The 24,035-nt window shown below is 63.8% G+C and carries 15 protein-coding genes; 11 read left to right on the forward strand and 4 right to left on the reverse strand.

Annotated elements, in window-relative coordinates; genetic code table 11:
• Nucleotides 1-140: 140 nt before the first annotated feature.
• Nucleotides 141-1,256, reverse strand: a complete 1,116-nt coding sequence (gene hppD, locus FJV77_RS27405; RefSeq protein ID WP_142869641.1) for a 4-hydroxyphenylpyruvate dioxygenase — start codon at nt 1,254-1,256, stop codon at nt 141-143.
• A gap of 139 nt (nt 1,257-1,395) precedes the next feature.
• On the opposite strand from hppD, the gene FJV77_RS27410 reads away from it, so the two are divergent.
• Complete coding sequence (locus FJV77_RS27410; RefSeq protein ID WP_142869642.1) at nt 1,396-1,863, forward strand: Lrp/AsnC family transcriptional regulator; 468 nt, start codon at nt 1,396-1,398, stop codon at nt 1,861-1,863.
• 234 nt (nt 1,864-2,097) lie between these two features.
• Here FJV77_RS27410 and FJV77_RS27420 read toward each other — a convergent pair whose 3' ends face one another.
• Nucleotides 2,098-2,436: a TIGR01244 family sulfur transferase gene (locus FJV77_RS27420; protein ID WP_142869643.1), complete on the reverse strand. Its 339-nt coding sequence runs from the start codon at nt 2,434-2,436 to the stop codon at nt 2,098-2,100.
• Between the two features lie 208 nt (nt 2,437-2,644).
• Here FJV77_RS27420 and FJV77_RS27425 point away from each other — a divergent pair, with 208 nt between their 5' ends.
• Nucleotides 2,645-2,989: a RidA family protein gene (locus FJV77_RS27425; RefSeq protein ID WP_142869644.1), complete on the forward strand. Its 345-nt coding sequence runs from the start codon at nt 2,645-2,647 to the stop codon at nt 2,987-2,989.
• A gap of 42 nt (nt 2,990-3,031) precedes the next feature.
• Here the strand turns inward: FJV77_RS27425 and hutC are convergent, their stop codons facing one another.
• Both hutC and FJV77_RS27435 read right to left on the reverse strand, forming a co-directional pair.
• Nucleotides 3,032-3,772 (reverse strand): histidine utilization repressor, encoded by a 741-nt coding sequence (hutC, locus tag FJV77_RS27430; RefSeq protein ID WP_142869645.1) that lies wholly within the window; start codon nt 3,770-3,772, stop codon nt 3,032-3,034.
• Nucleotides 3,769-5,121: a formimidoylglutamate deiminase gene (locus FJV77_RS27435; protein WP_142869646.1), complete on the reverse strand. Its 1,353-nt coding sequence runs from the start codon at nt 5,119-5,121 to the stop codon at nt 3,769-3,771. The genes hutC and FJV77_RS27435 overlap by 4 nt, the downstream gene beginning before the upstream one ends.
• An 89-nt stretch (nt 5,122-5,210) precedes the next feature.
• On the opposite strand from FJV77_RS27435, the gene hutI reads away from it, so the two are divergent.
• The 9 genes from hutI to FJV77_RS27480 all read left to right on the forward strand — a co-directional run bounded on the left by hutI (nt 5,211) and on the right by FJV77_RS27480 (nt 24,011).
• Nucleotides 5,211-6,446 (forward strand): imidazolonepropionase, encoded by a 1,236-nt coding sequence (gene hutI, locus FJV77_RS27440; RefSeq protein WP_142869647.1) that lies wholly within the window; start codon nt 5,211-5,213, stop codon nt 6,444-6,446.
• Nucleotides 6,443-7,981 carry a histidine ammonia-lyase gene (gene hutH / locus FJV77_RS27445; RefSeq protein ID WP_142869648.1) on the forward strand — a complete coding sequence of 513 codons (1,539 nt, stop codon included), beginning with the start codon at nt 6,443-6,445 and terminating at the stop codon, nt 7,979-7,981. The genes hutI and hutH overlap by 4 nt, the downstream gene beginning before the upstream one ends.
• A gap of 1 nt (nt 7,982) precedes the next feature.
• Nucleotides 7,983-8,795, forward strand: coding sequence for an N-formylglutamate deformylase (gene hutG, locus FJV77_RS27450; RefSeq protein ID WP_142869649.1), 813 nt, complete (start codon nt 7,983-7,985; stop codon nt 8,793-8,795).
• A gap of 28 nt (nt 8,796-8,823) precedes the next feature.
• Entirely contained in the window at nt 8,824-10,494 is a 1,671-nt protein-coding gene (gene hutU / locus FJV77_RS27455) for a urocanate hydratase (RefSeq protein WP_142869687.1), read from the forward strand.
• 85 nt (nt 10,495-10,579) lie between these two features.
• Complete coding sequence (locus FJV77_RS27460; RefSeq protein ID WP_142869650.1) at nt 10,580-11,158, forward strand: HutD family protein; 579 nt, start codon at nt 10,580-10,582, stop codon at nt 11,156-11,158.
• 311 nt (nt 11,159-11,469) lie between these two features.
• Nucleotides 11,470-20,049 carry a glucoamylase family protein gene (locus FJV77_RS27465; protein ID WP_142869651.1) on the forward strand — a complete coding sequence of 2,860 codons (8,580 nt, stop codon included), beginning with the start codon at nt 11,470-11,472 and terminating at the stop codon, nt 20,047-20,049.
• Between the two features lie 343 nt (nt 20,050-20,392).
• A complete protein-coding gene (locus FJV77_RS27470; protein WP_142869652.1) occupies nt 20,393-22,165 on the forward strand; it encodes a glucan ABC transporter ATP-binding protein/ permease in 1,773 nt (590 codons plus the stop codon).
• Between the two features lie 168 nt (nt 22,166-22,333).
• Nucleotides 22,334-23,086: a heme ABC transporter permease gene (locus FJV77_RS27475; protein WP_142869653.1), complete on the forward strand. Its 753-nt coding sequence runs from the start codon at nt 22,334-22,336 to the stop codon at nt 23,084-23,086.
• A 244-nt stretch (nt 23,087-23,330) separates the two neighbouring features.
• On the forward strand, nt 23,331-24,011 hold the full coding sequence (locus tag FJV77_RS27480; RefSeq protein WP_142869654.1) for an outer membrane beta-barrel protein: 681 nt from the start codon (nt 23,331-23,333) through the stop codon (nt 24,009-24,011).
• Nucleotides 24,012-24,035: the final 24 nt, after the last annotated feature.

Below are 24,035 nucleotides of genomic sequence, written 5' to 3' on the forward strand. Positions count from 1 at the left end.
GACGGAAAACCGCCGTCTTACGGGGCATGCGCATGTGGCATTTCGATTCACCCCTCACTTTCCCCGGACAGCCCTGCCGTTCACGGGGAGAGGATGCCGGCAGGCAGGTGAGGGGCGGCTCGACGCTGGTAATTCTGGCGTTACGCCGCTTTGCCGTCCACCTTGATCACGCCGCGCTTGATCTGGTCCTGCTCGATCGACTCGAACAGTGCGCGGAAATTGCCTTCGCCAAAGCCTTCGTCGCCCTTCCTCTGGATGAATTCGAAGAAGATCGGGCCGATCACGGTTTTGGAGAAGATCTGCAGCAAGATCTTGGTCATGCCGCCATCGACGACGCCTTCGCCGTCGATCAGGATGCCATGCTTCTTCATCCGCTCGATCGGCTCGTCATGGCCGTGCACGCGCTCATGCGACATGTCGTAATAGGTGTCGGGCGGGCCGGGCATGAATTTCAGTCCGTTGGCGGCAAGCTTGTCGGTGGCCTCATAGATGGCGTCGGTGCCGACCGCGATGTGCTGGATGCCTTCGCCATTGTACTTCTTGAGATACTCGGCGATCTGGCTGGTCTCGTCCTTGGACTCGTTCAGCGGAATGCGGATCCTGCCGCAGGGCGAGGTAATGGCACGGCTGACCAGGCCGGTGATCTTGCCATCGATGTCGAAGAAATGGATCTGCTTGAAGCCGAACAGCTCGCGATAAAAATCCCACCATTTGTCCATCTGGCCGCGATAGACATTGTGGGTGAGGTGGTCGAGGAAATAGAAACCGACGCCTTGTGGCCGCGGATCGCGCTCGCCCAGCCACTCGAACTCGGCATCATAGGCCGAGCCCTTCTTGCCGTAGGCCTCGATGAAATAGAGCAGCGAGCCGCCAATGCCGACAATGGCCGGCACGTCGAGCGCCTTGTCGTCGCCTTCATAAGGCGTGGCGCCTTTCGACACCGCATGGTCGAAGGCGTGCTTGGCATCGACAACACGCCAGGCCATCGAGGCGGCACAGGGACCGTGCTTGTCGGCGAACTTCATCGCATGCGAGCCGGGCTCGGCATTGACGACATAGTTGATGTCGCCCTGGCGCCAGACGGTGATGTCCTTCGTACGATGCTTGGCCACCGCGACATAGCCCATGCGGGTGAACAGTTCGGCAAGCTTCTGCGGCTCCGGATGCGCGAACTCGACGAATTCGAAGCCGTCCGTGCCGGCCGGGTTCTCCTTGCTGATTTTTGCGGGCGGGGCGTCGTGCGGGAAGGGACCCATGGCATTCCTCCAAACGGATGGTGGCCGCATCGGACCACGAGATATCCAATAATAGCGCGAAGCGGCCGCACGGTGCTTGCATTCAAACGCTTGAAATGATCATGTTGTGCGTAATTCATGCATGATTGGAGATAAATCCATGGATGATGCGCGCATCGACCAATTCGACCGCAAGATAATGGCTCTCTTGCAGGGCGACGCGCGGCTCACCAACAACGACCTCTCTGAGCGGGTGAACCTGTCGGCATCGCAATGCTCACGCCGCCGTCAGCGGCTGGAGGAGGACGGTTTCATCAAGGGCTATCGCGCCGTGCTCGATCGCGACAAGCTCGGCTTCTCGCTGGTCAACGTCATCTCGGTGACGCTAGCCACTCACAATCGCGATAATGCCAGGCGCTTCGGCGAACTGGTGGCGCGGCTGCCCGAGGTGCAGGAGGCGCACGCGCTGACCGGCGAGATGGATTACATCCTGAAAGTGGTGACGCCGGATCTCAAATCACTGTCGGAGTTCGTCAACGGCGTGCTGCTGCCGCACGAATCGGTGCAGCATGTGAAGACGGCAATCGTGCTGGAGACGTTGAAAGAAACCGGCGCGCTGCCGATTTAGTTTCATGGGTTTTATCGGATGAGCCGGCGGGACAGCGCCCCCTCTGTCCTGCCGGACATCTCCCCCACAAGGGGGGAGATCGGATGTCGCGTGGGCTTTCGCCAATCGCTAACGTTGCAGTAAGAGCGCCATAGGCGAAGCTGCTAATCTCCCCACCTGTGGGGGAGATGTCCGGCAGGACAGAGGGGGGCGCGAAGGATTGCCAGTCCTCGGGGACTGTCCCGCGGTAACCTGTCACCCCTTCGACTGCTGGATCAGCCCATACAAATTCGTGCACCGCGCTCCAGATCGGCAATAAGCAAACACCGGGCCTTCGAGCGCGTCGAGCGCCTCGGCCTGGTCCTCGACATTTTCGGCCGTGATCTGGCCGCTGATCACCGGGATGTAGCGGAAGGCCAGCCCTGCGGCTTCGACCGCCGCCTTGACGCTGTCGGCCGAGGGTTGGCCGGGCTGCTCGTCATCCGGCCGATTGCAGATCACGCTCTTGAAGCCGGCTTCCTTGATGGTGGCGGCATCTTCGGGCTGGATCTGGCCCGAGACCGAATAGTCCTCGCTGATTTCGCGATATTCCATGGCTCTCATCCTCGCGTCTGGTTTGGCCGGAGTCTTGCCACTCTCGCACGAGATCAGCAATCCGCGCCGGAAAGAAATCCCTCGGCGCAGATAGACATTTGCGGCCTAAGATCCAACCCAGGCTCAAGAGGTTTCGCGCTGTTGGCCTTGCCCGGAGCCAGCGCCAACTCTAAACAGGCCCCCTCCGACAACAGGTAAGGAACCTCCCATGAGCATTCGTCGCATCGATGTTGGCCCGCGCATGAGCCAGATCGTCATTCACGGCAATACCGTTTACCTCGCCGGTCAGGTTGGAACGCCTGGCGCCAGCGTCGGCGAACAGACCAAGTCGATCTTGGCCACCATCGACGAATTGCTGGCCAAGGCCGGCACCGACAAGACCAAGATACTGCAGGCGATCATCTGGTTGGCCGACATGGGCACCTTCGCCGAGATGAACAAGGAATGGGACAAGTGGGTCCCGCAAGGCAACACGCCCGCCCGCGCCACCGGCGAAGCCAAGCTCGCCGGCCCGGAATATGTGGTCGAGATTATCATTACGGCGGCGATCTGAGGCGTTGAAGCTGCTGATCTCCCCCCTCGTGGGGGAGATCACTTATCCCTGCGAAGGCCGGAACCTCGCCACCAGCGTGTGGCTCTCCGCGGCGTATGTGAACCTCACCTGCGTCACCGGATACTCGGCGCTCCAGGTTCGCCGCTCGACCACCAGGCACGGCGCGCCGGTTGCGATGTCGAGTGCTTCGGCAATGTGCCTGTCCGCCGCCACCGCGCGGATGCGGTGCTCGGCCTCGCTCCATGGCACGCGGCCGATCAGCCAGGGGCCGGGGGCGATGTCGAGAAATTCTTCCTCAGCGGCTTCCGCGACAGCGGCGAGATTGATCAGCCGCTGTTCGTGCGCGAACGGCCGCTTGCCGGCGAAATGCCGGCATTCCAGCGCCAGCACCTGTCCAGCGGCGTCCAGTTCCAGCAGGCCACGATCCTCGGCGCTGCTGCGCCTCTTTTGCCGCGCCACGCGCTCGTAGCGATAGGCCAAGCCGAGCGCCTCGACCTCGATCCTGATGTCGTGGATCTCCAGCACCGCCGCTTGCGACTGCGGCTGGCGCACGAAACTGCCCGAACGGCGGCGGCGTTCGATCAGCCCGGCCTTGGCCAGCTGCGACAGCGCCTTGTTCACCGTCATGCGCGAGCAATTGTATTCAGCGGTCAGTTCGTGCTCGAACGGGATGCGAAATCCCGGCGCCCAGGCGCCGGACAGGATTTTCTCGCTGATGTCGGACAGGATGCGCTGGTGCAGCGAGCCGCCGCCTTCCACCGCCGCTGTCTCGATCATGCTCATGCCGAAAGCGCCATCATCACTTGGCGAAAACGCTCGGCAATCGCCTCGCGCCTGGCGTGCCGGCCGCCGCTGACCTGCTTTTTCCCATGCACCCAGACGCAATCGATCTTGCCGCCATTGGCAAAAATCCAGGCGTCGAGGATGGCATCGCCGCTCTTGCCGGCCAGCGAGGGATGGTTCTGGTCGAGCGAGACGAAATCGGCTGGGCCACCGCCGGCGATCCGCGACGGACCGGCGCCAAGTGCGGTGCTGCCGCCGTCGAGCGCGGCGTCGAACAGCGCGCGCCCGGTCGAGCCGCCGGCCACCGCCAGCACATTGCGGGCGCGGTGCGCAAGGCGCTGCGAATATTCGAGCTGGCGCAATTCGTCCGGCAGGCCGATCAGCACGTTGGAATCCGAACCGACGCCGAAGCGTCCGCCCTGTTCGGTAAACAGCGGCGCGGCAAAGGTGCCGTCGCCGAGATTGGCTTCGGTGATCGGGCACAGCCCGGCAATGGCGCCGCTTTTCGCCATGCCGATGATCTCAGTCTCGGTCATGTGGGTGGCATGGATCAGGCACCAGCTTTTGTCGATCCCGGCATTGGCGAGCAGCCATTCGACCGGCCGCGCACCGGACCAGGCCAGGCAGTCCTCGACCTCCTTCACCTGCTCGGCGACGTGAATGTGGATCGGCCCATCCGGCGCCATAGCAGCGACCGCGGTGAGTTCCTCCGGCGTTGCGGCGCGCAGGCTGTGCGGGGCAACGCCGACGACAGCCTGATTCAATCCGCGAACGGATTCGCGGCTTTTCTCAAGCAAGCGCCCGAAGCGATTCACATCGTTGATGAAACGCCGTTGGCCTTCGTTGGGCGCAGCGCCGCCGAAGGAAGAGTGCGCATAAAACACCGGCAGCAGTGTCAGGCCGATACCGGTCTCGGCTGAAGCTGCAGCAATGCGCTCGGCCATCTCGGCAAGGTTGGCATAGGGCTTTCCGTCGCGGTCGTGGTGCAGATAGTGGAACTCGCCGACGCGCGAGAACCCGGCCTCCAGCATCTCGACATAGAGTTGCGCCGCGACCGCCTCGACCTGGTCCGGCGTCATCGACAGCGCGAAGCGGTACATTACCTCGCGCCAGCTCCAGAAACTGTCGGCGGAGGGGCCGCGCAGTTCAGCCAGCCCTGCCATGCCGCGCTGGAAGGCGTGGCTGTGCAGGTTCGGCATGCCTGGAACAACAATAGCGTGCCGCTCGTCGTTGGCTTGCGGCGAGGAGCCTGGCTCGACAGCCGCGATGCGACCGTCGGCCAACGAGATTCGCACCTTGTCGTGCCAGCCGTCGGCCAGCAGCGCCTGTTCCGCAAAGATCGCCGTCACGTTTTTTCTCCGCATTCCATGAACAATGCACTTGCAGTGCGTTTCAATATGTATATACATAATCGCCATCCAATCAACGGAAAAAGATGATGGCGGCACAGAACAAAAGTCGGGCAGGGGGCCTTCACCTTTGGCGCAATGCGCGCCTGGCGACCATGGCCGAAGGCGAAGCCGGACTGGGCATCGTCGAAAAGGGCGCGATCACCGCCCGCGACGGCGTGATCGTCTATGCCGGACCGGAAGCCGACATGCCGTCAGCCTTGAGTCAGGGCGCTGAGGTCACCGACTGCGAAGCCCGCTGGATCACGCCCGGCCTGATCGATTGCCACACCCATCTCGTCCATGCCGGCAACCGCGCCAACGAGTTCGAAATGCGGCTGGCCGGCGCTACCTATGAGGAAGTCGCCCGCGCCGGCGGCGGCATCGTCTCCTCGGTCAAATCCTTGCGCGCCGCCAGCGAAGACGAGTTGGTTGCGCAGACGCTGCCACGCCTCGATGCGCTGATGGCCGAGGGCGTCACCACGGTGGAAGTAAAGTCGGGTTACGGGCTCGATCTCGAAAATGAACAGAAGTCGCTGCGCGCGGCCCGGCGTCTCGATAAGGAGCGGCCGGTGACGGTGCGCACCTCCTTCCTCGGCGCGCATGCGCTGCCGCCGGAAGCCAAAGGCGACAAGGACGCTTTTGTCGATCTGGTCGCCAACACAATCCTGCCCGCCATTGCCGCTGAAGGCCTCGCGGACGCCGTCGACGGTTTCTGCGAAGGCATCGCCTTTTCGCCGGAGCAGATTGCCCGCGTCTTCGACAAGGCCAAGGCACTCGGCCTGCCGGTCAAACTCCATGCTGACCAGCTGTCCAACCTGCATGGCGCGGCCGTAGCCGCGCGGTATGGCGCACTCTCGGCCGACCACCTTGAATACACCGACGAGGCGGGTGCTGCGGCGATGGCCAAGGCCGGCACCGTGGCGACCATCCTGCCTGGCGCCTTTTATTTCATCCGTGAAACCAAGAAGCCGCCGATCGGCCTGTTTCGCCAGCACGGCGTCAAGATGGCGGTCGCCACCGACAACAATCCCGGCACCTCGCCGCTGACCTCGCTGCTGCTGACCATGAACATGGCCGCGACGCTGTTTGGCCTGACCGTCGAGGAATGCCTGACCGGCACCACCCGCGAGGCCGCCCGCGCGCTCGGCCTGCTCGGCCAGACCGGCACGCTCGAGGCAGGCAAATCTGCCGACCTGGCGATTTGGAACATCGAGCGCCCGGCCGAACTCGTCTACCGCATGGGCTTCAACCCGCTTCATGCCCGCATCTGGAGAGGACAATGACCGAACTCAACCTGAAGCCCGGCAATGCGACGCTGGCCGACTGGCGCGCGATCTACCGTGGCGCCGTGCCGAAGCTCGACGCTGCCTGTCGCCCGAAGATCAAGGCCAGCGCCGAGGCAGTCGCCCGCATCGTCGCCAAGGGTGAGCCGGTCTATGGCATCAATACCGGTTTCGGCAAACTGGCCAGCGTCCGTATTCCGGCCGCCGACCTCGAAACGCTGCAGCGCAACATCGTTCTGTCGCATGCCGCCGGCGTCGGCGAGCCGACGCCGGTCGCGGTGGTTCGGCTGATGATGGCGCTAAAACTCGCCAGCCTGGCGCAAGGCGCTTCCGGCGTGCGGCCGCAAACCATCGAATTGCTGGAAGCAATGCTCGCCAACGACGTCATCCCCGTCGTGCCGGCGCAAGGCTCGGTCGGCGCCTCCGGCGATCTCGCGCCGCTGTCGCACATGACCGCGGTGATGATCGGCGTCGGCGAATGCTTTACCCCGCATGGCCGCTTCCCGGCCAAGGTCGCTTTCGTCTCGCACGGCCTGGAGCCGGTGACGCTCGGCGCCAAGGAAGGGCTGGCGCTGCTCAACGGCACCCAATTCTCGACCGCCTATGCGCTGGCCGCTCTGTTCGAGGCCGAAGTTCTCTATCAGTCGGCCCTGGTCGCCGGCGCGCTGTCGACCGATGCCGCCAAGGGCTCGGACGCCCCGTTCGATCCGCGCATTCATCTGTTGAGAAAGCATCCCGGCCAGATCGAGACGGCGGACGCCTTGCGCAACCTGATGGCTGGCAGCGCCATCCGTGAATCACACCGCGTCGGCGACGAACGCGTGCAGGACCCGTACTGCCTGCGCTGCCAACCGCAGGTAATGGGTGCAGCCCTCAGCGTGTTGCGTCAGGCCGCCGATACGCTCGGCACCGAAGCCAATGGCGTCACCGACAATCCGCTGATCTTCGCCGAAGACGATACGGCGCTCTCCGGCGGCAATTTCCACGCCGAGCCGGTGGCTTTCGCCGCCGACATGATCGCGCTCGCCGTCTGCGAGATCGGCTCGCTGTCGGAACGCCGCATTGCCATGCTGGTAGATCCGGCGCTCTCCGGCATGCCGGCGTTTTTGACGCCGAAGCCCGGCCTGAACTCCGGCTTCATGATTCCGCAGGTCACGGCGGCGGCACTGGTTTCCGAAAACAAGCAGAAGGCCTATCCGGCCAGCGTCGATTCCATCCCGACCTCGGCCAACCAGGAAGACCATGTCTCGATGGCGGCGCACGGCGCGCGCCGGCTGATCGGCATGGTGGAGAATGCCACGGCCGTCATCGGCATCGAACTTTTGGCCGCCGCGCAAGGCTGCGATTTCCACGCGCCGCTGGCGTCGAGCGCCGCCCTTGAAGCCGTGCGCAAGCTGGTTCGCGCCGAGGTGCCGCATCTCGACACCGACCGGCATTTCCATCCCGACATCGAAAAGGCCATCGCCATGGTGCGCAGCGGCGCCACCATCAAGGCTGCCGGCGCGGTGACACTGCCTTCGATTTCGGGAGCCTGACATGACCGACTGGCTGACAGTCACAGAAGGCACCGCACCTCTTCTGGTGTCGATCCCGCACACCGGCATCGATCTCGCCGGCATCGACAACCGGCTGGTTTCGCCCTGGCTCGGCCGCCGCGATTGCGACTGGTGGATCGACAATCTCTATGATTTTGCCGCCGGCCTCGGTGCGACGGTTGTGCATACGTCGATCTCGCGCACCGTCATCGACGTCAACCGCGATCCCTCCGGCGCCTCGCTCTATCCTGGGCAGACGACGACCACGCTTTGCCCGACCGAGACCTTCGACGGCGATCCACTGTATCTGCCCGGCGCCGAACCGACGCCGTCGGAGATAGACCAGCGCCGCATATCCTATTTCGTGCCCTACCATGAAATGCTGGCAGCCCAGGCCGTCAGGCTGCGCGGCCTGCACGAAAAAATCGTCATCTACGATTGCCACTCGATCCGGTCCGTGCTGCCGCGTCTGTTCTATGGCACGCTGCCGGTGTTCAACCTCGGCACCAATGACGGCCAGACCGCCGACCCGGCGCTGCAGGCGCTGGTCGGCCGGATCATGGCCGAAAGCGGTGAAAGCAATGTCATCAACGGCCGTTTCAAGGGCGGCTGGATCACGCGCTACTTCGGCAATCCGCAAGGCGGCTACCATGCGCTGCAGATGGAACTTGCCGATCGCGGCTATTTGCGCGAGCCCGAAGGCAAGGGCGAACCGGACAATTGGCCGGTGCCTTACGATGCCGCGTTTGCCGCGCCGATGCGGGCCACACTGACGAAAATCCTCCAATCCGCCATTGACTGGGCCGGGCGCTGAGACGCCGCCTTACTCGAAAGGGACAATGATGAACAACCCTCGCCACAACATCCGCGAAGTGCGCGCGCCGCGCGGCGACAAGCTCAACGCCAAATACTGGACGACCGAAGCGCCGCTGCGCATGCTGATGAACAACCTCGATCCGGATGTTGCCGAAAACCCCAACGAGCTCGTCGTCTATGGCGGCATCGGCCGGGCCGCGCGCACCTGGAACGATTTCGACAGCATCGTCGCGTCGCTGAAGACACTCAATGAGGACGAGACGCTGCTGGTGCAGTCGGGCAAGCCGGTCGGCGTCTTCCGGACGCACACCGACGCGCCGCGCGTGCTCATCGCCAACTCCAACATCGTGCCGCACTGGGCGACCTGGGACAAATTCAACGAGCTCGATAAGAAGGGCCTGATGATGTACGGTCAGATGACGGCCGGCTCCTGGATTTATATCGGCACGCAAGGCATTGTGCAGGGCACTTACGAGACCTTCGTCGAAGCCGGCCGCCAGCACTACAATGGCAACCTCAAAGGCAAGTGGATCCTGACCGGCGGTCTCGGCGGCATGGGCGGCGCTCAGCCATTGGCCGCCGTCATGGCCGGCGCCTGCTGCCTTGCCATCGAATGCAATCCGGACTCCATCGATTTCCGCCTGCGCACCCGCTATGTCGACGAGAAGGCCGAGACGCTGGACGAAGCGATGGAAATGATCGAGCGCTGGACCAAGGCCGGGGAAGCGAAATCCGTCGGCCTGCTCGGCAATGCGGCCGAGATCGTGCCGGAAATGTTCCGGCGCGGCATTCGCCCCGACATGGTCACCGACCAGACCTCGGCGCATGACCCCATCAACGGCTATCTGCCCAAGGGCTGGACGATGGCTGAGTGGCGCGAGAAGCGAGTCAGCGACCCCAAGGCCGTAGAGAAGGCGGCGCGCGCGTCGATGCGCGAGCATGTCGAGGCGATGGTGGCCTTCTGGAACGCCGGCGTGCCGACGCTCGACTACGGCAACAACATCCGCCAGGTCGCCAAGGACGAAGGGTTCGAAAATGCTTTCGCGTTCCCCGGCTTCGTGCCGGCCTATATCCGCCCGCTGTTTTGCCGCGGCATCGGCCCGTTCCGCTGGGCAGCACTCTCGGGCGATCCCGAGGATATCTACAAGACCGACGCCAAGGTGCGCGAGCTCACCCCCGGCAACACCCATCTGCACAACTGGCTGGACATGGCGCGTGAGCGTATCTCGTTCCAGGGCCTGCCGGCGCGCATCTGCTGGGTTGGCCTCGGCGACCGCCACCGCCTCGGCCTCGCCTTCAACGAGATGGTGGCCAAGGGCGAGCTCAAGGCGCCCGTCGTCATCGGCCGCGACCACCTCGATTCCGGCTCGGTGGCGTCGCCGAACCGCGAGACGGAAGCGATGAAGGACGGCTCCGACGCCGTCTCCGACTGGCCGTTGCTCAACGCGCTGCTCAACACCGCGTCCGGCGCCACCTGGGTGTCGCTGCACCATGGCGGCGGCGTCGGCATGGGCTTTTCGCAGCATTCCGGCATGGTCATCGTCGCCGACGGCACGCCGGACGCCGCAAGGCGCCTGGAGCGCGTGTTGTGGAACGACCCGGCGACCGGCGTCATGCGCCACGCCGATGCCGGCTACGACATCGCCATTGAGTGCGCCAAAGGGCATCAGCTCAACCTGCCGGGCATTCTGGGGTGAGAAACGTCCGGCCGCAGGCAGGCGAAAAGCCGCAGAATCGGCTTTTCGAGTTTCGAACGCCCGTAGCCATAGCGGAGGGCTAGCCATGCGCATCCTTCGTGCCGCCGACTACCGCTCCATGCCGTGGAAGAATGGCGGCGGCACGACGACCGAAATCGCCGTTGTGCCTGACGGTGCCGGGCTCGACGACTTCGACTGGCGCGTCTCGATGGCGCGTGTCGAAGGCGGCGGCCTGTTCTCCGGCTTTGCCGGCGTCGACCGCACGCTTGCTGTGCTGGAAGGCGAGGGCATCATCCTCGACATTGCCGGCCGGCCGCCTGCCGAGGTGACCGGAGCCTCCGCCCCGCTGTCCTTCCCCGCCGATGTGGTGACCACGGCTGCGCTCATCTCTGGCCCGATCACCGACCTCAACGTCATGACCCGCCGCGGGCGGGCGACCCATACGGTCGAGCGCCTCATGGTTTCAGCCCCGACCGATATCCGCCCGACGACCGCAACGACCCTTATCCTGCCGCTCGACGGCGAGGTCGGCGTGACCGACCCGACACCGTCCCGGCTTGGACCTCGTGACGCGCTCGTGATCGGCCCAGACGTGCCGCAATTGCACGTGGAACCGGTGCGGCCGGCGACCGTGTTCGTGATCCGGATCGCCAGCCTGGGCTAGCCGCGCTACCAGCAACGATTAACGCCTGTTGCCAAACATGATCGCACTCCGGAGAAATCTGGCGTAAGCTGTTGCCTGGATCACGAAAAAGCCTGAATCCTTCCGTCGTTCCAAGGTGGACGGGAGGGTAGGGGTGCTCGTCCTTGAGTTGTCGAAAGCCCCTCCTTGAAATGTCGAAGGGATAACGCCCCTGGCGCGGTGCGAAGCAAAACTTTCGGCCAGTGTAATATGCAACCAATTGCATTTGAATCGGTTTTAGGGACATTGCCGTGGCGGTGACGCCGCATCGCGTCCCCCATGCGGAATTTTCAATGAATATCCAAACAAATCCTGCCCAGATCGAAAAGACCAGCGCCAGCTTCCCGGCCATCACCGAAGAGCCGATACGCGCCAATTTCCTGCCAGAAGAGCGTCTGCGCGCGCTGGGCGACAGCCTCGCCAAGGGCGACGTCAAGGACCTGTTCGGCCTGACGCCGTTCGAGTTCCAGGCCCGCATCCGCGACAGCGCCAAGAAGATCCTCGAAGTTTACCGTTCGACCAATGCCGCGCAGACCAGGGGCGAAACCATCACGCCTGCCGCACAATGGCTGCTCGACAACAATTATCTGGTCGAGGAAACCATCTTTCAGGTCAAGCGCGACCTGCCGCGCCGTTTCTACCGGCAGTTGCCGACCCTGAAACTGTCCGATGGCGCGGCCGTGCCGCGCGCGCTGGCCTTGGCCTGGAGCTATGTCTCCCATTCCGACAGTTCGGTCTCGGCGACCATGTTCAAGGCCATCGTCGAGGGTTTTCAGTCGGTCGAGCCGCTGAAGATCGGTGAACTCTGGGCGCTGCCGTCGCTGCTGCGCTTCGTGCTGATCGAAAACCTGCGCCGCATCGCCGTGCGGGTCGACCGCACCAGGCAGATGCGCCACATCGCCAATGAGGTCGCCGACCGGGTTCTGGCGACCGACGACAATGCCGACCGGCAGAAGATCCTGTCGAGCTATGGCGCGCACGCCCAGGACACCACCTTTGCCACGCAGTTGCTCTACCGCCTGCGCGACGGCTCGCAAAATGCCGGCAGGGCGCTGGAATGGCTGGAGGTCGAGCTCGAGAAGACCGGCTCCGATGCCGAGGAAATCATCATTTCCGAGCATCGCACGCTGTCCAGCGGCAATGTCACCACCGGCAACATCATCCGCGGTCTGCGGCTTATCAACGACGTCGACTGGACGGTCTGGTTCGAAGGCGTCAGCCGCATCGACACGCTGCTGCGCGAACGTACAGATTTCGCCGCGCTCGATTTCTTTTCGCGTGACCAGTACCGCACGTCGATCGAGCAACTGGCGCGCCGTTCCGACCTTTCCGAATTCCGCGTCGCCGAGAAGGCGATCGAGCTTGCCGGCCATGTGCCGGGCGTCACCGATGCCTCCGGCGTGCCGGATGCATCAGCCGATCCGACCATGCATACCGATGTCGGCTTCTTCCTGGTCGGCCCGCGCCGGCCGGACCTGGAAAAGGCGATCGGCTACCGGCCGCCTTTCTATGTGACTTTCAAGCGCGCCTTCACCAGCACCGGCTGGCTGGGCATCGTGGTGCCCGTCTTCCTGCTGACGGTGCTGCTGCTGGTGCTCTCCGGCAACGCGCTTGCCCATCTCGGCCTCTCGGTTCCCTCGATTACGCTCATGCTGGCGCTGTTTGCGGTGCCGGCCAGCGAAGGTGCGCTCGCTTTCTTCAACACCGTTGTTTCGCTGTTCCTGAAGCCGACGCGGCTTGTCGGCTATGACTACAAGCACGGCATCCCGGCCGTCTCACGCACGCTGGTCGTGGTTCCGTCGCTGATCGGCTCGCGCGACGACGTCGAGGAAAACATCCGCAACATCGAGGTGCATCACCTCGCCAATACCGCGGACGAAATCCATTTCGCGCTGCTATCCGATTGGCCGGATTCCAAGACCGAGATTGACGCCGCCGATATCGAGATCCTGCAATTTGCACGCGACGAGATCGCCAGGCTCAATGCCCGCTACCCCTCCGAAGGCGCGCCGCGTTTTTATATCCTGCACCGCCGCCGGCTCTACAACCAGGCGCAGGGCGCCTGGATGGGCTGGGAGCGCAAGCGCGGCAAGCTGCATGAGCTGAACCTTCTCTTGCGCGGCGACAGCGACACCACCTTCCTGCCGCTTGATGTGCCGCTGCCGGAAAAGGTCGTCTACGTCATGACGCTGGACGCCGACACGCGCACCACGCGCGACGCCGTGTCGTGGCTGGTCGGCAAGCTCGCCCATCCGCTCAACCGCCCGCATTTCGACGCGGCAAAGCGTGTCGTCACCGCCGGCTACACCATCCTCCAGCCGCGCATCACGGCATCGCTCACCAGCGGCGACGACGCCTCTTTCTTCCAGCGCGTCTTCTCGGCCAACAGCGGTCTCGACCCTTATGTCTTTGCCGTGTCGGATCTCTACCAGGACGTCTTCAGCGACGGCTCGTTCACCGGCAAGGGCCTCTATCACGTCGACGCCTTCGAGGCGGCGCTGAAGGGACGCATCGAGGAAAACAGCGTCCTCAGCCACGATCTGCTTGAAGGTGCGCTGGCCCGTGCGGCGCTCGTCACCGACGTCGAACTGGTCGAGGACTATCCGACCCGCTATTCGGTCGACGCCTCGCGTCATCACCGCTGGGCGCGTGGCGACTGGCAGTTGCTGCGCTTCATCTTCAGCCCGCGTTCCGGCGTGCCGGCGCTGTCGCGCTGGAAGATGATCGACAATCTGCGCCGCTCGCTCACCCCGTTCTTCTGGGTGATGGCGGCGATCGCCGGCTGGACGCTGCTGCCCTTCACGCAGGCCGCGCAATGGCAGGCGCTGCTCATCCTCTCGCTGTTCATGGCGCCGACTTTCGATGTCATCAACGCCATCTTGCCCAAAAGCGGCGACCAGACGCCGCGCGGCCATTTCTCCGCGCTGGCGCGTGACACTGTCTTCGGCACCGCGTTGGTGGCGCTGAAAGTGCTTTTGATGGCGCACAATGCCTGGATGATGGGCGACGCCATCGTGCGCACGCTCTACCGCCTGTTCGTCAGCCGCCAGAACCTCCTGGAATGGCGCACGGCGTCGCAGGCGCACAAGGGCGGCGACAACGACCTCGGCTCCTATTACAGCATGATGTATGGCGCCGTGATCATCGGCGTCGTCGGTCTCGCTATCCCCGTGCTGGCCGATTCCACCGGCGCCTTCGTCGCCTTCTTCTTCGCTTTGTTCTGGATCGGCTCGCCGGCGGTTGCCTGCTGGATCAGCCGTTCCGCCGAGACCGAGGACCGCTTGCGCATATCGCAGGCCGACATCCATGCGCTGCGCACAGTGGCGCGGCGCACCTGGCATTATTTCGAAACCTTCGTCACCGCCGAACATCACAACCTGCCGCCCGACAATTTCCAGGAAAGCCCTGCGCCGGTGGTGGCGCCGCGGACATCGCCGACCAATATCGGCGTCTATCTGCTGTCGGTGATATCGGCGCGCGATTTCGGCTGGATTGCGCTCTCTGACGCCATCACTCGCATCGACGCGACGATGACGACCATCGAGAGCATGCCGCGCAATCGCGGTCATCTCTTCAACTGGTATGACACCACGACGCTGAAGCCGCTCTATCCGCTCTATATCTCGGCGGTCGACAGCGGCAATCTCGCCGGCCATCTGGTGGCGGTGGCGGCTGCCTGCGCCGAATGGGCGGAAGCCCCGTCCGTCCATCTGCAGGGCGATTTCGAAGGCGTCCTCGACACGGTGACCATCCTCGACGAGAGCCTCGAGGACCTGCCCGATGACCGCCGCCAGCTCCGCCCGCTGCGCCAGCGGCTCGCCGACCGACTCGACGGCATGCGGCGTGCCGTCCTGACCATCAAGGCGCAGCCGGAGATGGCCTCGATCCGCACCATCAATCTGGCCGTGCTTGCTGGCGAAATCCGCAAGCTCGCCACCGCCATCCACACGGAGGCCGGATCGCAGCGCAGCGACGTCATCGCCGACTGGGCAGCGCGGTTGGAAGCGACCTGCGAGGCGCATGTGCACGACTCGCACAGCGACGAGAACGCCGTCGAGGCCTTGCGCGCCAAGCTCTTGGCGCTGCGCGAGCGCTGCCGCCGTTATGCCTTCGAGATGGATTTCTCCTTCCTGATGCGGCAGGAAAGAAAACTGCTCTCGATCGGCTACCGGGTCGAGGAACACCAGCTCGACGAAAGCTGCTACGACCTGCTGGCCTCCGAGGCGCGGCTTACCAGCCTGTTTGCCATCGCCAAGGGCGATCTGCCGACCGAGCACTGGTTCCGGCTCGGACGGCCGATTGTCGAAATAGGCTTCCAGGGCGCGCTGATGTCCTGGTCGGGCTCGATGTTCGAATATCTGATGCCGCCGCTGGTAATGAAGGAGCCGCAGGGCTCGATCCTCAACCAGACCAGCAAGCTGATCATCAAGCGCCAGATCCAGTATGCGCGCTCGAAGAACGTGCCGTGGGGCATTTCGGAAGCGGCCTACAACGCCCGCGACCGCGAACTGACCTACCAGTACACCAATTTCGGCGTGCCCGGACTTGGCCTCAAGCGCGGTCTTGGCCAGAACACGGTGATCGCGCCCTATGCCACGATCCTTGCAGCGCAGTTCACGCCGCGCGAATCCGTCCAGAATCTCGCCAGGCTGCGCTCTATCGGCGCGATGGGCCGGCACGGCTTTTATGACGCCGTCGATTTCACGCCGCAGCGCGTGCCGGAAGGCACCGACCACGCCGTCGTGCTGAACTACATGGCCCACCATTCCGGCATGTCGATCGCCGCCGTTGCCGACGCCATTTTCGAAGGCCGGCTGCGCGACCGCTTCCACAGCGACCCGGTGATCGAATCAGCAGAGCTCCTGCTGCAGGAGAGGGCGCCGCGCGACATCCCGACCGCCACCGTCAGGACAGAAGCCGACGAGCGCTCGAAGGACGAGACCGAGGTCGAGAGCCCGGATTCCCGCATTGTCCTCGACCCGCTGAAGGCGCTGCGCGCCACCAGCGTGATGTCCAACGGCCGTTACTCCGTCATGGTCTCGGCAACCGGCTCCGGCTACAGCCGCTGGGGCGAACTCGCCGTCACCCGTTGGCAGCCCGATCCGACCGAAGACCGGCTCGGTTCCTACATCTTCCTCAGGGATGCCGGCAGCGGCGACTGGTGGTCGGCCACCGCAGAGCCAAAGCAGGCGACCGGCGAGACAGTGCAGACGCTGTTTTCCGACGACAAGGCTAGCTTCGTCAAATCGGTTGGCTCGCTGCGTTCCGAGGTCGAGTGCATCGTCATCTCGGAAGGCAATGGCGAGGGACGGCGCGTCACGCTCTACAATGACGGCGCCACTGATCGGCACATCGAGGTGACCTCCTTTGCCGAACTGGTGCTGGGCAACGAAGCTTCGGACAACGCCCATCCGGCATTCTCGAAAATGTTCATCGAGACCGAGATATCAGCCAACAACGGCGCCATCTTCGCCACCAGGCGCAAGCGCGATAAGAACGAGCCCGACCTCACCATGGTGCATTTCGTCACCGATCCCTCGGGATCGGCACGCGATGCCGAGGCCGAGACCGACCGCCGCGCCTTTATCGGCCGTGGCCGCACCATCGCCGAGGCCGCCGCTTTCGACCCAGGCGCCAAACTTGGCGGCCATCATGGCTTCACGCTCGACCCGGTCGCGGCGCTGCGCCGGCAGGTGCGGGTGCCGGCCAACAAGAAGATCTCGCTGACCTTCTGGACCGCCGTTGGCGCCAACCGCGCCGAACTGGACGAAGCCATCGCCAGGCTCGACCATCCCGAAAGCTTTGCCCGCCAGGCGATGCTCGCCTGGACGCGTAGCCAGGTGCAGACCCGCCACCTTGGTCTGAGCCTGACCGACGCCGCCAATGTTCAGAAGCTGGCGCGCTACCTGATCTATCCCGATCCGTTCCTGCGCCTGCCGGCCGAATCCATTGCTTCGGGGCTGGGCAAGCAGTCCAGCCTGTGGCCGACCAGCATCTCCGGCGATTTCCCGATCTTCCTGGTCCGTATCGGCGACGTCGCCGACCTCGAAATCGTCGCCCAGGCGCTGCGCTTCCAGGAGTATATGCGCGCCCGCGGCATGATGATCGACTTCGTCGTCGTCAATGAGCAGGCCTCATCCTATGTGCAGGACCTGCAGCGCGCGGTCGAGACGCTGTGCGAAAACAGCCGCTTGCGTGGCAAGGAGCTCGGGCCGCGCCAGCATATCTTCGCGGTGCGCCGCGACCTGATGGACGAGGCGACCTACAAGACGTTGCTGGCCGTCGCCCGCGTCGTGCTGCACACCCGCAATGGCACCATCTTCGACCAGATCGAGCGCGCCGAGGCGGCGGCCTTGCAGGCCCGCGATGCCTTGCAGCCGGCGGGCGCCGCGACCCTTCGCGAAACGGCTCTGCCAGTGCCGGTGGCGCCTGCATACCATGCTGCGTCTGACGCCAGTGCCGACGGCAGCGGCCTCAGCCAATGGAACGGCTTCGGCGGTTTCGAAGGCGATGGCCGCCACTACGTCACCCGCCTTGCCGGCCGGCGCACGACGCCGCAGCCCTGGATCAACGTCGTCTCCAACGCCTCGTTCGGCTTCCATGTCTCGGCTGAGGGGGCCGCCTTCACCTGGAGCCGCAACAGCCGCGACTACCAGCTGACGCCATGGTCGAACGATCCGGTCACCAACCGACCGGGCGAGGGCGTTTACATCTACGACTATGCAAGCGGCAAGGCGTTCTCGCCGCTTGCCGCCGTAGTGCGCGATCCCTCAATGACTTACGAGACGTGGCACGGCCAGGGCTTTTCGACCTTCCGGTCGAAGCGCGGCCCGCTGTCGATGGATCTGACGCATGTGGTCGATCCCACCGATCCGGTGAAGATCACGCGCCTGCGCATCCAGAACTCGGGCTCGGCACCGGCGCGGCTGCGCGTCTATGCCTATGCCGAATGGGTTCTCGGCAGCCATCGTTCGAGCACGGCGGCCACCATCATCCCGTCGAGGGATCCGGCGACCGGCGCGCTTCTGGCGCAAAACCCCTATGGGCTCGATTTCGGCGACCGGGTGGCCTTCCTGGCCGCTGCCGGGCCGGTGCATTCGGTGACAGCCGATCGCGGCGAGTTCATCGGCAGGCAAGGCACCAGCGCCTTCCCGCACGCCGTGGTCAGCGGCGCCGGCCTGTCGGGCCGCGTCGAGGCAGGCGATGATCCTTGCGCGGCTGTCGCCAGCGACGTCGACATCCCCGCCGGCGGCGACGTCACGCTCGTCTGGCTGCTCGGCGATGCTGCCAATCCGGCCGCGGCGAGCGCGTTGGTGCAGACCCATTCGGGCAAGGATTTCGACCAGCGGCTTGCCGACAATGAACGCGTCTGGCGCGGCTTCCTCGACACCATCCAGGTCGAGACGCCGGACAAGGCACTCGACGCCATGGTCAATCACTGGCTGCCGTATCAGAGCCTGGCCTGCCGCATCCGCGCCCGCTCGGCCTTCTACCAGGCGAGCGGCGCCTTCGGCTTCCGCGACCAGCTGCAGGACACGCTGGCCCTGCTGGCGCATGATCCGAAACTGGCGCGCGACCAGATCCTCAACGCGGCGCGCCGGCAGTTCCCCGAGGGCGACGTCCAGCATTGGTGGCTGCCGCGCACCGACGCCGGCGTGCGCACCCTGATCTCGGACGACGTGGTCTGGCTGGCGCACGCCACCAACAGGTATATCGAGGTGACTGGCGATACAGGGATACTCAAGGAGCAGCTGCCCTTCATCGACGGGCAGGTTCTGGGCGAGGGCGAGCATGATGCCTTCTTCACCCCCGAGATCTCCAAGACGCATGCCTCGCTCTACGACCATTGCGCGCGGGCGCTCGACCTTGCCGTCAAGCGCAGCAGTCCGGCCGGGCTGCCGCTGATCCTCGGCGGCGACTGGAACGACGGCATGAACCGCGTCGGCGAGGCCGGCAAGGGCGAGAGTGTCTGGCTCGGTTGGTTCCTGCTGAAGACGCTTGGCGACTTTGCCGCTGTCGCCAAGGGGCAAAGCGACACCAAGCGGGCGCAGGCCTGGACAAAACACGCCGACGTGCTGAAGCGAGCACTGGAAAGCACCGCCTGGGACGGCCAATGGTACCGGCGCGGCAGCTACGATGACGGCACGCCCCTCGGCTCGCACAATTCGGACGAGTGCAAGATCGACTCGATCGCGCAGTCGTGGAGCGTGCTCTCCGGCGAGGGCGACCCGGCGCGTTCGACCACGGCGATGCAGCAGGCGACGAACCTGCTGGTCGAAGACAAGCTCAAGATCGTCAAGCTGTTCACGCCGGCCTTCCAGAACACGCAAAAGGACCCCGGCTACATCAAGAGCTACCCGCCGGGCGTGCGCGAGAACGGCGGCCAGTACACCCATGCAGCGACCTGGTTCGTCATCGCGCTCGCCGAAATGGGCCGCACCGACGATGCCTATCGCTGCTTCTCGATGCTGAACCCGGTCAACCATGCGCTCGACGATGCGTCGGCCGAGCACTACCGGGTCGAGCCCTACGTCGTCGCCGCCGACATCTATTCGGGTGAAGGCAAGGGCGGTCGGGGTGGCTGGACCTGGTACACGGGCTCAGCCGGATGGCTCTACCGTGCTGCCGTCGAAGGCATTCTGGGCATCGAGCGGCGCGGCAAGCAGATCACGTTCCGGCCCAAACTGCCCAGCCACTGGGACGGTTACTCGGCAACGCTCAAGATGCTGGGGGCCGAGGTCCGGGTTCGCGTCATCCGCGACAAAAAGGCCAAGACCATCTCGCTCGAAGTCAATGGAACCAAGACAAAGTCTTCCGGCTTTGAGCCGAAAGCCGGTGACAAGACCGAGGTGGTCGTCAAGATACCCACGTAAAATCAAAGGCTTGAACCAATTTGCGCGCGCCTTTCAAGGCGCGCGTTTCTATTTGGTCATGCGCATGGCGCAAAGCAGCCCTGCTTCTTATGTATTGGCGCTGCCGGACGCGGGTGATTAAAAATGTGGCAGCGCCGGATCGATGCCACGATTTCGCCGCAAGGCTGACATTTCACCTTTTATCTCAAACCGTTAGGTGATCACGGCAGATTTCGCAACGTCGTCATCTTTTGTTCGCAGATTGGGAACGGAAGAGATAGACGGGCATTGTTTTGCGACCCGTTAACCGGTACGTGTCAAGAAATGGTGCACTGCACAATGAATGTTTGGCGGAGTAGCTGAAGTGTCACTTCTGCAAATCTACTGGAGAGCGCTGGGTTATCTCGCAGCGGACAGGAAACGCGTAGCGTTGATCTGCGGTGCGAATATCGCGCTTGCCGCGATTGCAATCCTCGAGCCGATCCTGCTGGGCCGCGTCATCGGCGCCATATCCGAAAAAGGCGCGGTGTTTTCGACGCTCGCCATTTGGGCCGCTCTTGGCGCCTTCAACGTCGTCGCCTTCGTGTTGGTGGCGCGCGGGGCTGATCGCTTTGCCCATGCCCGCCGTTCGGAAGTGTTGTGCCAATCCTTCGAGCGCGTGATCACCATGCCGCTTGCTTGGCATCATCAGCGCGGCACCTCCAATTCGCTGCACACGCTGCTGCGCGCCGTCGAGACCCTGTTCAGCCTTTGGCTTGAGTTCATGCGCGTGCATCTGTCGACGGCCATCGCGCTGGTGCTGCTGGTGCCGACGGCGATGGCCATGGATATCCGCATGTCGCTCGTGCTGCTTTGCCTTGGCGTGCTTTACGTTGCCATCGGTCGCATCGTCATGCGCCACACCAAGTCGGGCCAGACCGCCGTTGAGCGCCACTACCACACCGTCTTTGCCCATGTGTCCGATAGCGTCAGCAATGTCGCCGTGCTGCAGAGCTACAACCGCATCGGGCACGAGACCGCGACGTTGAAGCGTTACGTCAAGGACCTTCTCGATGCGCAAAACCCCGTGCTCGACTGGTGGGCGATCGCCAACGCGTTGAACCGCCTGTCGTCGACGATCTCGATGATGATCGTGCTGTCGATTGGCGCTTATCTCGTCACCCGTGGACAGCTGCGCGTAGGCGATGTCGTTGCCTTCACCGGCTTTGCCGGAATGCTGATTGCGCGTCTTGATCAGGTGTCGGCCTTCACCACTCAGATTTCCGAGGCGAGGGCGAAGCTCGAGGACTTCTATCGCCTCGAAGACTCCGCTGCCGACGCAGCCGAGCCGGATGGCTTGCGCGACCTCACCAATGTCACTGGTCATGTCCGGTTCGAGAACGTCAACTTCGAGTTCGGTAATTCCGGGCACGGCATCGACGACGTCTCGTTCGAGGTGCAGGCTGGGCAGACAGTCGCCATCGTCGGACCGACCGGCGCTGGCAAGACGACGCTTATCAACCTGTTGCAGCGTGTCTTCACGCCGTCCAGCGGCCGTATCCTGATCGACGGCATCGACACCCGCTCGGTGACCCGCAAGTCGCTGCGCCATTCGATCGCTACCGTGTTCCAGGACGCTGGCCTGCTCAACCGCTCGATCGAGGACAACATCCGCGTCGGCCGCGCCGAGGCGAGCTACGATGAAATCCACGCAGCCGCCAATGCCGCCGCCGCGCAGGACTTCATCCTGTCCAAGAGCGGCGGCTACGACACCATCGTCGGCGAGCGCGGCGGCCAGCTTTCGGGCGGCGAGCGTCAGCGTATCGCGATTGCACGCGCCGTGCTCAAGAATGCGCCGATCCTGGTACTCGACGAGGCGACCAGCGCGCTGGACGTCGAGACGGAGGATCGCGTCAAGGAAGCCATTGACGAGTTGCGGCGCAACCGAACGACCTTCATCATCGCTCACCGCCTGACCACCGTTCGCGATGCCGACCTGGTCGTGTTCATGGACAAGGGCAAGGTGGTCGAGATGGGCGGCTTTGCCGAGCTGTCGCTGCGCAACGGCCGTTTCGCCAGCCTGCTGCGCGCCGGCGGCCTGCTCAACGACGAAGAAGTCCGTCGTCTCAGCCGCACGGTGAATATCGAAGCTGCTTAAGCTTTTCTACCTCCCCCTTGTGGGGAGGTCGGACCCGCAGGGTCCGGGTGGGGGCTTGGCGCTGCCCCACCCCGCTGCTTCGCAGCGACCCTCCCCACAAGGGGAGGGTAAGACATGCGACAACCCACTCGATTGCTCCGAAGCCAACGCCGGTCTATTTAGATCGGCATGAGCGACACCTCCTCACGCCTCGCCGCATGGACCGACCTTGCCAACCCGACGCGCTTTGTCGGGCTGGCCGACAGGTTGGTGCCGTGGCTGGCGTCGATCGCCGCGATCCTGCTCGCCGTTGGCCTCTATATGAGCTTTGCCGCGCCTGAGGATTTCCAGCAGGGCATCACCGTGCGCATCATGTACATCCACGTGCCTTTCGCCTGGCTCGCCATGATGTGCTACACGGTGATGGCGGTCGCCGCGCTCGGCACGCTGGTCTGGCGCCATCCGCTGGCCGACGTTGCGCTGAAATCGGCCGCCCCGATCGGCGCCACCTTCACCGCGCTTGCGCTCATCACCGGCTCCATCTGGGGCAAGCCGATGTGGGGCACCTGGTGGGTGTGGGACGCGCGCTTGACGTCTGTGTTCGTCCTCTTCCTGATGTATCTCGGCATCATCGCGCTGACGCGCGCGCTGGATGACGCCGGCCGCGCCGCCTGGGCTGCCGCCATCATCACGCTGGTCGGCTTCATCAACATCCCAATCATCAAATTCTCGGTCGACTGGTGGAACACGCTGCACCAGCCGGCCTCGGTGTTCCGCATGGGCGGCTCGACCATCGACGGTTCGATGCTGAGACCGCTGTTCGTGATGGCGCTCGGCTTCACCGTACTGTTCTTCGCGCTGCATCTGATGGCGATGCGCACGGAGATCTTTCGCCGCCGGGTAACTGCCATGCGCCGGGTCGCGGCACGGCAGGCTAACTAGCGCGATTCGGCGATGCCCTGATCTTGCGCGCCATCCGAATTGCAACCGAAGCAACAGCCATGCGTCCTGTCGCCAGCATCATTATCGGTGAGGCAGAGACGGTTATGTTGCGGTGCGGCAACAGAAAAGATTAAAGATCGCCCTTGACCTTGCTTGCTCCTGCAACCCTTGCTTGCTGTGTTGACATCTCGCCCCACAGACACGCTTGGTATCCGTCAATGATTGTTGCGAGGGGGATTTGACGATGAAAATGCGTCTGCTGGCTGGTGTGTCGACAATTGCTTTGGCGCTTGGCTGGAGTTCGGCCTATGCCGCCGATCCGACCGTCGACGTTCCGAGGGCAGAGGATCTCTGGTACGTCACGCTGTTTGGCGGCGCCAGTTTCCCCAACCATGTGAAAAGCCAGTGGTCGGCCTATGATATTTCGGTCGATGCCAAGACCGGGTTCGTGATCGGCGGCGCTGTCGGTCGGAGGATCAACGACACGTTCCGTGTCGAGGGCGAACTCTCCTACGCACGCTACAAGGTAGGTGGCTGGAGCTACAGTGGCCCCGGCGACTCCGGGTCCGGCCCTGCTTCCGGCAATGTGTCGGCTACTTATCTTCTCGCCAATGTCTGGGCCGATGTCGCGCATTTTGGCGAAGCCAAGCTCTATGTCGGTGGTGGTATCGGCGCCGCCTACGTTACCGCCGACACGTCCTTTGATGGTGATTTTGGCTATGGTTCTGGCGACTGGGGTTTCGCCGGCCAGCTGGGCGCCGGCGTGACTTACGCGGTGACACAGAATATCGACCTCGATTTCGGTTACCGGTTCAAGGCCGTCACCAGTGTCGATTTTGACAACAACGAGAGCGGCCTCAATCCGTTCAGGGACGCCAAATTGTATTCCCACAATGTGCAGCTTGGCGTTACCTACAAGTTCTGATTTGATCGGGCTGTCGCAGGCCGC

The sequence above is a fragment of the Mesorhizobium sp. WSM4306 genome (assembly GCF_007003975.1).
Taxonomy (GTDB): domain Bacteria; phylum Pseudomonadota; class Alphaproteobacteria; order Rhizobiales; family Rhizobiaceae; genus Mesorhizobium.